Origin of the sequence: Streptomyces sp. NPDC050448, from assembly GCF_040655295.1 — a bacterium.
Classification (GTDB): Bacteria; Actinomycetota; Actinomycetes; order Streptomycetales; family Streptomycetaceae; genus Streptomyces.
On the sequence record NZ_JBFAJR010000033.1, the window covers coordinates 42,455 to 49,205 of the forward strand.

Consider the following 6,751-nt stretch of genomic DNA (forward strand, 5'->3'; position numbering starts at 1 on the left):
CGCTTCCTGCCGTATCCGTCAGTCGTCTGCGACCAAGGCGGTGAGGTCCAGGAGCCGGTTGGTGTAGCCCCACTCGTTGTCGTACCAGCCGAAGACCTTGACCAGAGTGCCGTTGGCCTGGGTCAGAGCCGGGTCGAAGACGCAGGAGGCGGGGTCACCGATGACGTCGCGGGAGACGATCGGGGCCTTCGACACCCGCAGGATGCCGTTCAGCGGGCCATCGGCGGCATCGGCGAACGCGGCGTTGACCTCGTCGACCGTGGCCTCGCGGTTCAGCACCACCGCGAGGTCGGTGAGCGAGCCGTCCTCGACCGGCACGCGGACCGCGATGCCGTCGAGGGCGCCGGCCAGCTCCGGCAGTACGAGGCCGACCGCGCGGGCAGCGCCGGTGCTGGTCGGGATGATGCTCAGGGCCGCCGAGCGTGCCCGGCGCAGGTCCTTGTGCGGGCCGTCCAGCAGGGACTGATCGTTGGTGTAGCCGTGGATGGTGGTCATCATGCCCCGGTCGATGCCGAAGGTCTCGTGCAGCACCTTGACCATGGGGGCGACGCAGTTGGTGGTGCAGGAGGCGGCCGAGACGATCCGGTCGCGGTGCCGGTCGTAGGTGTTGTCGTTGACGCCCATCACGATGGTGGCGTCCACTCCCCTGCCCGGGGCCGACAGCAGCACGGTGTGTGCGCCGGCCTTCAGGTGCAGGGCGGCGGAGTCGCGGTCGCGGAAGCGGCCGGTGGACTCCACGATGATGTCGGCGCCGTAGTCCGACCAGTGCAAGGCCGCCGGATCGCGCTCGGCGGTGACGGTGATGCGTTGGCCGTCGACGGTGACGGAGCTGTCGTCGTGGGTGACCTCCCTTCCGATGTGCCCGAAGGTGGAGTCGTACTCCAAGAGGTGGGCCAGAGTGGCCGGAGACGTGATGTCGTTGATCGCGACCACCCTGAGGTCCTGGGTGCCCGTTTCGGCGCGGTCGAGGGCCGCGCGCAGATAGGTGCGGCCGATGCGGCCGAAACCGTTGATGCCGACACGTACGGTCATGATGGTGAACTCCTGTTTCGGTGGCGGATTTCGACCGGAGCGGGTCCGGTTGGCGCAGGGCCGCTTCCAGCTCCTTCGCGGCCCTCCTCGTGCAGCCGGGCGGGTTTACCGGACATCAGGGGATGGTCGGTGGTCTCGTACGCGGGGCAGCGCCAGGCTCGTATGGTCTCCAGCGGCACGCCACGGCGTTGCGCCTCCTCGACGGCGAAGCGCACCGCCGCAGTGTCCTCCGGCTTCTCACCGACGCCGAGGACGATGCGGCGTGCCCCGGGCGGACCCGGATGTCGTGGCTGCCGCGCAGCACGATCACTGGGCAGTGCGCGTGGCCGGCCACCGTGACACTGACCGAGCCGAGCAGCGCCTCGGCCATACTGCTGCGGCCGCGCGAGCCCGGGACCATCGCGGAGGCGGTGCGGCTCTCCCGTACCAGCGCGTACTCGGGTTCCTCGGGCAGCACATCGGTGGTGACCTTGACGTCGGGTTGGCGGCTGTGCGCACGGCGTGCCGCGCTCTCGACGATGTCCTCGGCCATCACCTGTTCGGAGGGCTTGCCGAGCTCCTGCGCGAGAGAGGTGCCTTCGTACCGTTCCCACAGCGAGGCGTACACCAGCCGCAGTGGCGCCCCGCGCAGGGCGGCCTCGTCGGCCGCCCAGTCGACGGCGCGCATGCTGGGCTCCGAGCCGTCGGCACCGACGACGATCGGGAGGTCCATCGTCCTCACCGTCCCGCATCCAGGTCGAAGACGATCCGGGCCTTGATCTCGCCGCGCAGCACGGCGTCGATCGACTCGTTCACGGAGGCGAGCGGGCGGGTCTCGTAGATGACCTTCGTCCGGCCCGCAGCGTGGAGCTGGAAGACCTCGGCGAGGTCCTGCCGCGTACCGACGATGGATCCGATCACCGAGGTGCCGTTCAGGACGGTGTCGAAGATCGGAACCTGGATGGTGCCGTGTGCGGGCAGCGCCACCATGACGAGCTTTCCGCCGCGTCGCAGACCAGCGTTGACGGCCTCGAACGCGGCCGGGTTCACCGCGAGGGCGATCGCCGCATGGGCGCCGCCGTGCCTCTTCAGCTCCTTGCCGACATCCTGCTTGCGGGCGTCGATGACGACGTCGGCGCCCAGTTCGGTGGCGAGTTGGAGCTTGTCGTCGGTGACGTCGATCGCGGCGACCGTCGCGCCGGCGATCTTTGCATACTGCAGGGCGAGGTGGCCCAGGCCACCGACGCCGGAGATCGCGACCAGCTGCGCGGGCTTGACGTCGGCGACCTTGAGGGCCTTGTAGGTGGTGACGCCCGCGCAGGTCAGCGGGGCGGCCTCGAAGGCGGTGACGCCCTCGGGCACGGGCTGGGCGAAGTCGGCCCAGGCCAGCATCTTCTCGGCGTACCCGCCGTCGCAGCCGTAGCCGGTGTTGATCTGTTGCTCGCACAGCGTCTCCCAGCCGGAGAGACAGTGCTCGCACCGCCCGCACGCCTTGCCCAGCCACGGCACGGCGACGCGCTGTCCGACGGACAGGTGGGTGACGCCCTCACCGAGCTTCTCGACGAGGCCCACGCCCTCGTGGCCGGGGACGAAAGGCGGGGTGGGCTTGACGGGCCAGTCACCGTGCGCGGCATGGATGTCGGTGTGGCACAGCCCGGACGCCTCGAGCCGGACGCGGACCTGGCCGGGGCCGGGCTGAGGGTCGGGGCGCTCCTCGATGACCAGGGGCTCGCCGAAGGCTCGTACGACCGCTGCCTTCATGGTCTCTTCTCTCCTTCTGCAGTCGGGGGTGTCAGTCGTGTGCGATGACGGCGACGGGGGCGGTGGCGTGGTGCAGGACGGCGTGGGTGATGGGTCCGATGTGGGCCCCGAGTGCACCCCGGCGGATGCGCCGGCCGACGACGACCAGGGAGGCCTCCCGGGAGGCGTCGATCAGGAGCCTGGACGGGCTGCCGTAGTGGGACCGCTCGACGACCTCGACGTCGGGGAACTTCTGCCGCCAGGGGCGCAGCACCTCGGTCACCATGAGGGCGTCGCCCTTTGCCATCTCCCGCTCGACTGCGGGCTCCAGGGCCGTGCCGTAGGCGTAATAGGGCGGCGGGTTCCAGCCGTGCACGGCGTGCAGCGGCGCGTTGTGGCGGGCGGCGGCGTCGAAGGCGAACCCGATCAGCGCCTCGTCGGGGCGGCCGATGTCGAGTCCGAGGACGACGGGGCGGAAGGGGGCGGCGGTGGACGGGATGCCGGCCGTGTCCGTCTCGTGCTCGTCGGTGGCTTGCTCTCCGGCGCGGACCAGGACGACGGGCCGCTCGGCGGACGCCACAACGGCGAGGCCGACCGAGCCGACCAGGAAGCCACCGAGTCCGCCCAGGCCGCGCGAGCCGAGGACAAGCAGGTCGGCATCCTGTGCCGCGCGGACAAGGGCCTCGGCGGGCCGTCCGGTGATGTGTTCGGTGCTCACCTCGACGCCGGGGTGGCGCAGTCGCAGTCCTTCGGCGGTCTCGCGCGGCACCCTCTCGGTCCAGTGCTGCTGCGTCTCGGCCCGCAGCAGCGGGGCCTGGGCCATGGGCACCGGTACCGGTTCCCACACCTGGACGAGCTTCACCGACAATCCGCGCAGCTTGGCCTCGCGGGCCGCCCACTCGGCGGCAGCCCGGCTCTCGGGCGAGCCGTCGAGACCTACGGTAATGGTGCGGGGCATGATCTCCACCTCCTGAATCGGGGACCCGAAGGGACCCGATTCCAGCGTCGTGTCAAGGGGGTTTTGCGGGACAGGGGCCACTGGTGCTTCAGCGGGGCCTGTGGACCCTGGCGTGACGGGTCCCAGGGCGGGAGCCGTCGGGTCGGTGGTTTTCAGCGCAGCCAGGTGTGGTCGCGGACGATCGGCAGCAGCGCCCACGGCCGGCCCAGGCCCCAGGTGGCGCCCGCGCCCGCGGCCGCCACGGCGATCAGTGCCGCCGCGTAGATGACGTGGTAGTCGGCGAAGGGATTCGTGGACATGCTCGGCGCCCCGTCCGACAGGTGCCTGGCCGGTGGCCACTCGGCGATCCACATCAGCGCCATCATCGCCGTGCCCGCCACCGCGGCCAGATGCAGAGCCACACCGGTCATGACGGCCACGCCGATGCCGAGCAGGCCCAGCATGAACAACCAGTCCGCCCAGGCGTCGCCGGCCCACGAGTGGAACGTCGACTGCATCGGCCCGGCGGCGACAGAGCCGAGGAAGCCCTTCGTCGGCGACCCGCCGTCGATCCAGCCCTTGCCGGACGCGGTCGCGTAGCCGAAGCCGAAGGTCTTGTCGAGGAAAGCCCACAGGAAGACGAACCCGGTGAGCAGACGCAGGGACGCGAGGGCGTAGGCCCCCACGGCGTGGGCGCCGGTGCGTGCCGAGACGGCGATCTGGGAGCCGGTACGGTTCCTGCGGAAGGACAGGTGGAAGCCCGGACTCCGGTGCGGGTGCTCGTGCACGGCCATGGCGGTGATCCCTTCGGGGATGTCTGGTCGATGTCCTGACACTCCTCACTCTTGTCGCGGGCGCCGCGCGCCGCCGGATGCCGAAGGTCTGTGGCCGTTGGGCTGAAGGTCCCTTTCCGCAGGGCCTGTTGGGCGAACGCGTCGTGCACGGTACGCGTGGGACCCTGTGGGCATGGCGTGGACCGCGCTCCTCGAGTGAAGGATCCGCGGCGCGCTGGTGGATCCTGAAGGTGAAAGGCGGCTGATGACCGAGGGCTCGGACAGGCACATGCCCGGGTGGCGCCGCATGCTACCCGGGCTCGCCGCGTTTCTCGGCTATCGGCGTGCCTGCCTGAAGGGCGACTTGCTGGCCGGAGTGACCGTGGCGGCCTACCTCGTGCCGCAGGTCATGGCGTATGCGGGTCTGGCCGGGCTGCCACCGGTCGCCGGGCTGTGGGCGATCCTGCCGGCCCTGGCACTGTACGCGCTGTTCGGTTCCTCACGCCTGCTGTCGGTCGGTCCCGAGTCGACGACCGCGATCATGACGGCCACTGTGGTCGGCCCGCTCGCCGCCGGGGACTCCGGGCGCTACGCCTCGCTGGCGGCCGCCCTCGCAGCCACGGTCGGGCTGCTGTGCCTGGTGGCGCGGACGCTGCGGCTGGGCTTCCTCGCGGACCTGCTCTCCCGTCCCGTCCTGATCGGCTATCTCGCGGGCGTGGCCCTGATCATGATGGTGGACCAGCTACCCAGACTCACCGGAGTGCAGACGACCGGCTCCGAATTCTTCGTCCAGCTGTGGTCGTTCGTCAGCCATCTGAAGGACATTCACCGGAGCACCGTCGTCTTCTCGGCCGCCGCGCTCGCCTTCCTCCTCCTGGCGGCCCGGTACGCTCGGACGCTGCCCGGCCCGCTGCTCACCATGGTTCTCGCTACGACGGCCGTGGTGGCCTTCGACCTCGACGACCGGTACGGCATCCAGGTGATCGGCATGGTCCCCTCGGGGCTGCCGGACGTCGCCCTGCCCGATCTGGGCGAGCTGCCGCACCTGGTGCTGCCCGCCCTCGGCGTGCTCCTGGTCGCCTATACCGACTTCATCCTGACCGCACGGGCGTTCACCGGCCGCGACGAGGAGGGGGCGGGGCTGGATGCCAATCAGGAGTTCCTTGCCCTGGGTGCGGCCAGCCTGGGTGCCGCCGTCGTGCACGGGTTCCCGGTGAGCAGCAGCGCCAGCCGCACCGCCCTGGCTTCCTCGGCGGGTGCCCGCAGCCAGGCGTACTCCCTGGTCGCCGGGGTGGCGGTGCTGGCCGTACTGCTGTTCCTCAGTCCGCTGCTGTCTCGCACCCCCTCCGCCGTGCTGGGCGCGCTCGTCGTCTACGCCGCCGTGCGGATGATCGACCTCGCGGGCTTCCGCCGCCTGGCGTCCTTCCGCCGCCGCGAACTGCTGCTCGCGCTGGGCTGCCTGGCCGGTGTGCTCGCCCTGGACATCCTGTACGGCGTGATCGTGGCCGTGGGCCTGTCGGTGGCCGAGCTGCTGACCCGCGTGGCTCGCCCGCACGACGCGGTCGAGGGGCTGGTGCCCGGCGTGGCGGGCATGCACGACGTGGACGACTACCCGCAGGCCCGTACGGTCCCCGGCCTGCTGGTCTACCGCTACGACTCGCCGCTGTTCTTCGCCAACGCCGAGGACTTCCGCCGCCGCGCCCTGGCCGCCGTCGACGAACAGAAAGAGCCTGTCCACTGGTTCGTCCTCAATACCGAGGCCAACGTGGAGGTCGACATCACGGCCCTGGACGCGGTCGACGGACTGCGCCGCGAACTGGTCCGTCGCGGCATCGTGTTCGCGCTGGCCCGGGTCAAGCAGGACCTCCTGGACGATCTGAAGGCGTACGGTCTCGTGGACTCCGTCGGCAAGGACCTCGTCTTCGCGACGCTTCCCACGGCGGTGGCCGCCTACCGGGCCTGGTGCGACGGCCGGTAAGGTGCGGCATCTCCGGTGAAGGCTCCAGGCGTGCAAGACGCAGCACGGCACCCCAAGGTCTCCTGGACCGCCAAGAGTGCGCCGGAACCCGCATCTACCCCGGCGGGGCGGAGAGGGCCACCCGCTTCTCGCGGATCCGGTGCGCGGTGCGCGGTGCGCCGTCGGCGACCGCATTCCCGCGTCTGGCACCGTCCCTTTCCGCCACCTTCATGAAGCACTGTGCGTACTGGCCGGCGAGGGCCCGCCGGTTGCCCCGGGCCCCCGCCCCCCGGGGGCCCCCGGCGGGTCGGCCGCCGCCCCCGCCGCGGCGGG

The 6,751-nt window shown here is 71.1% G+C and carries 6 protein-coding genes and 1 pseudogene; 1 reads left to right on the forward strand and 6 read right to left on the reverse strand.

What is annotated here, in order from left to right; genetic code table 11:
• Nucleotides 1-18 precede the first annotated feature (18 nt).
• The 5 genes and pseudogenes from gap to AB0I68_RS29935 form a co-directional block, all read right to left on the reverse strand.
• Nucleotides 19-1,032 carry a type I glyceraldehyde-3-phosphate dehydrogenase gene (gap, locus tag AB0I68_RS29915; protein ID WP_363180474.1) on the reverse strand — a complete coding sequence of 338 codons (1,014 nt, stop codon included), beginning with the start codon at nucleotides 1,030-1,032 and terminating at the stop codon, nucleotides 19-21.
• A gap of 83 nt (nucleotides 1,033-1,115) precedes the next feature.
• Nucleotides 1,116-1,744: pseudogene (locus tag AB0I68_RS29920) on the reverse strand (universal stress protein); the annotation flags it as partial.
• Nucleotides 1,745-1,749: 5 nt separating this feature from the next.
• Nucleotides 1,750-2,772, reverse strand: coding sequence for an alcohol dehydrogenase AdhP (gene adhP / locus AB0I68_RS29925; RefSeq protein WP_363180475.1), 1,023 nt, complete (start codon nucleotides 2,770-2,772; stop codon nucleotides 1,750-1,752).
• A gap of 31 nt (nucleotides 2,773-2,803) precedes the next feature.
• Nucleotides 2,804-3,709, reverse strand: a complete 906-nt coding sequence (locus AB0I68_RS29930) for a universal stress protein (RefSeq protein WP_363180476.1) — start codon at nucleotides 3,707-3,709, stop codon at nucleotides 2,804-2,806.
• A 152-nt stretch (nucleotides 3,710-3,861) separates the two neighbouring features.
• On the reverse strand, nucleotides 3,862-4,482 hold the full coding sequence (locus tag AB0I68_RS29935; RefSeq protein ID WP_363180477.1) for a hypothetical protein: 621 nt from the start codon (nucleotides 4,480-4,482) through the stop codon (nucleotides 3,862-3,864).
• Between the two features lie 244 nt (nucleotides 4,483-4,726).
• Here AB0I68_RS29935 and sulP point away from each other — a divergent pair, with 244 nt between their 5' ends.
• Nucleotides 4,727-6,439, forward strand: a complete 1,713-nt coding sequence (gene sulP, locus AB0I68_RS29940; protein WP_363180478.1) for a sulfate permease — start codon at nucleotides 4,727-4,729, stop codon at nucleotides 6,437-6,439.
• Between the two features lie 94 nt (nucleotides 6,440-6,533).
• Here the strand turns inward: sulP and AB0I68_RS29945 are convergent.
• On the reverse strand, nucleotides 6,534-6,751 hold a 218-nt coding region (locus tag AB0I68_RS29945; RefSeq protein WP_363180479.1), incomplete at its 5' end, for a hypothetical protein.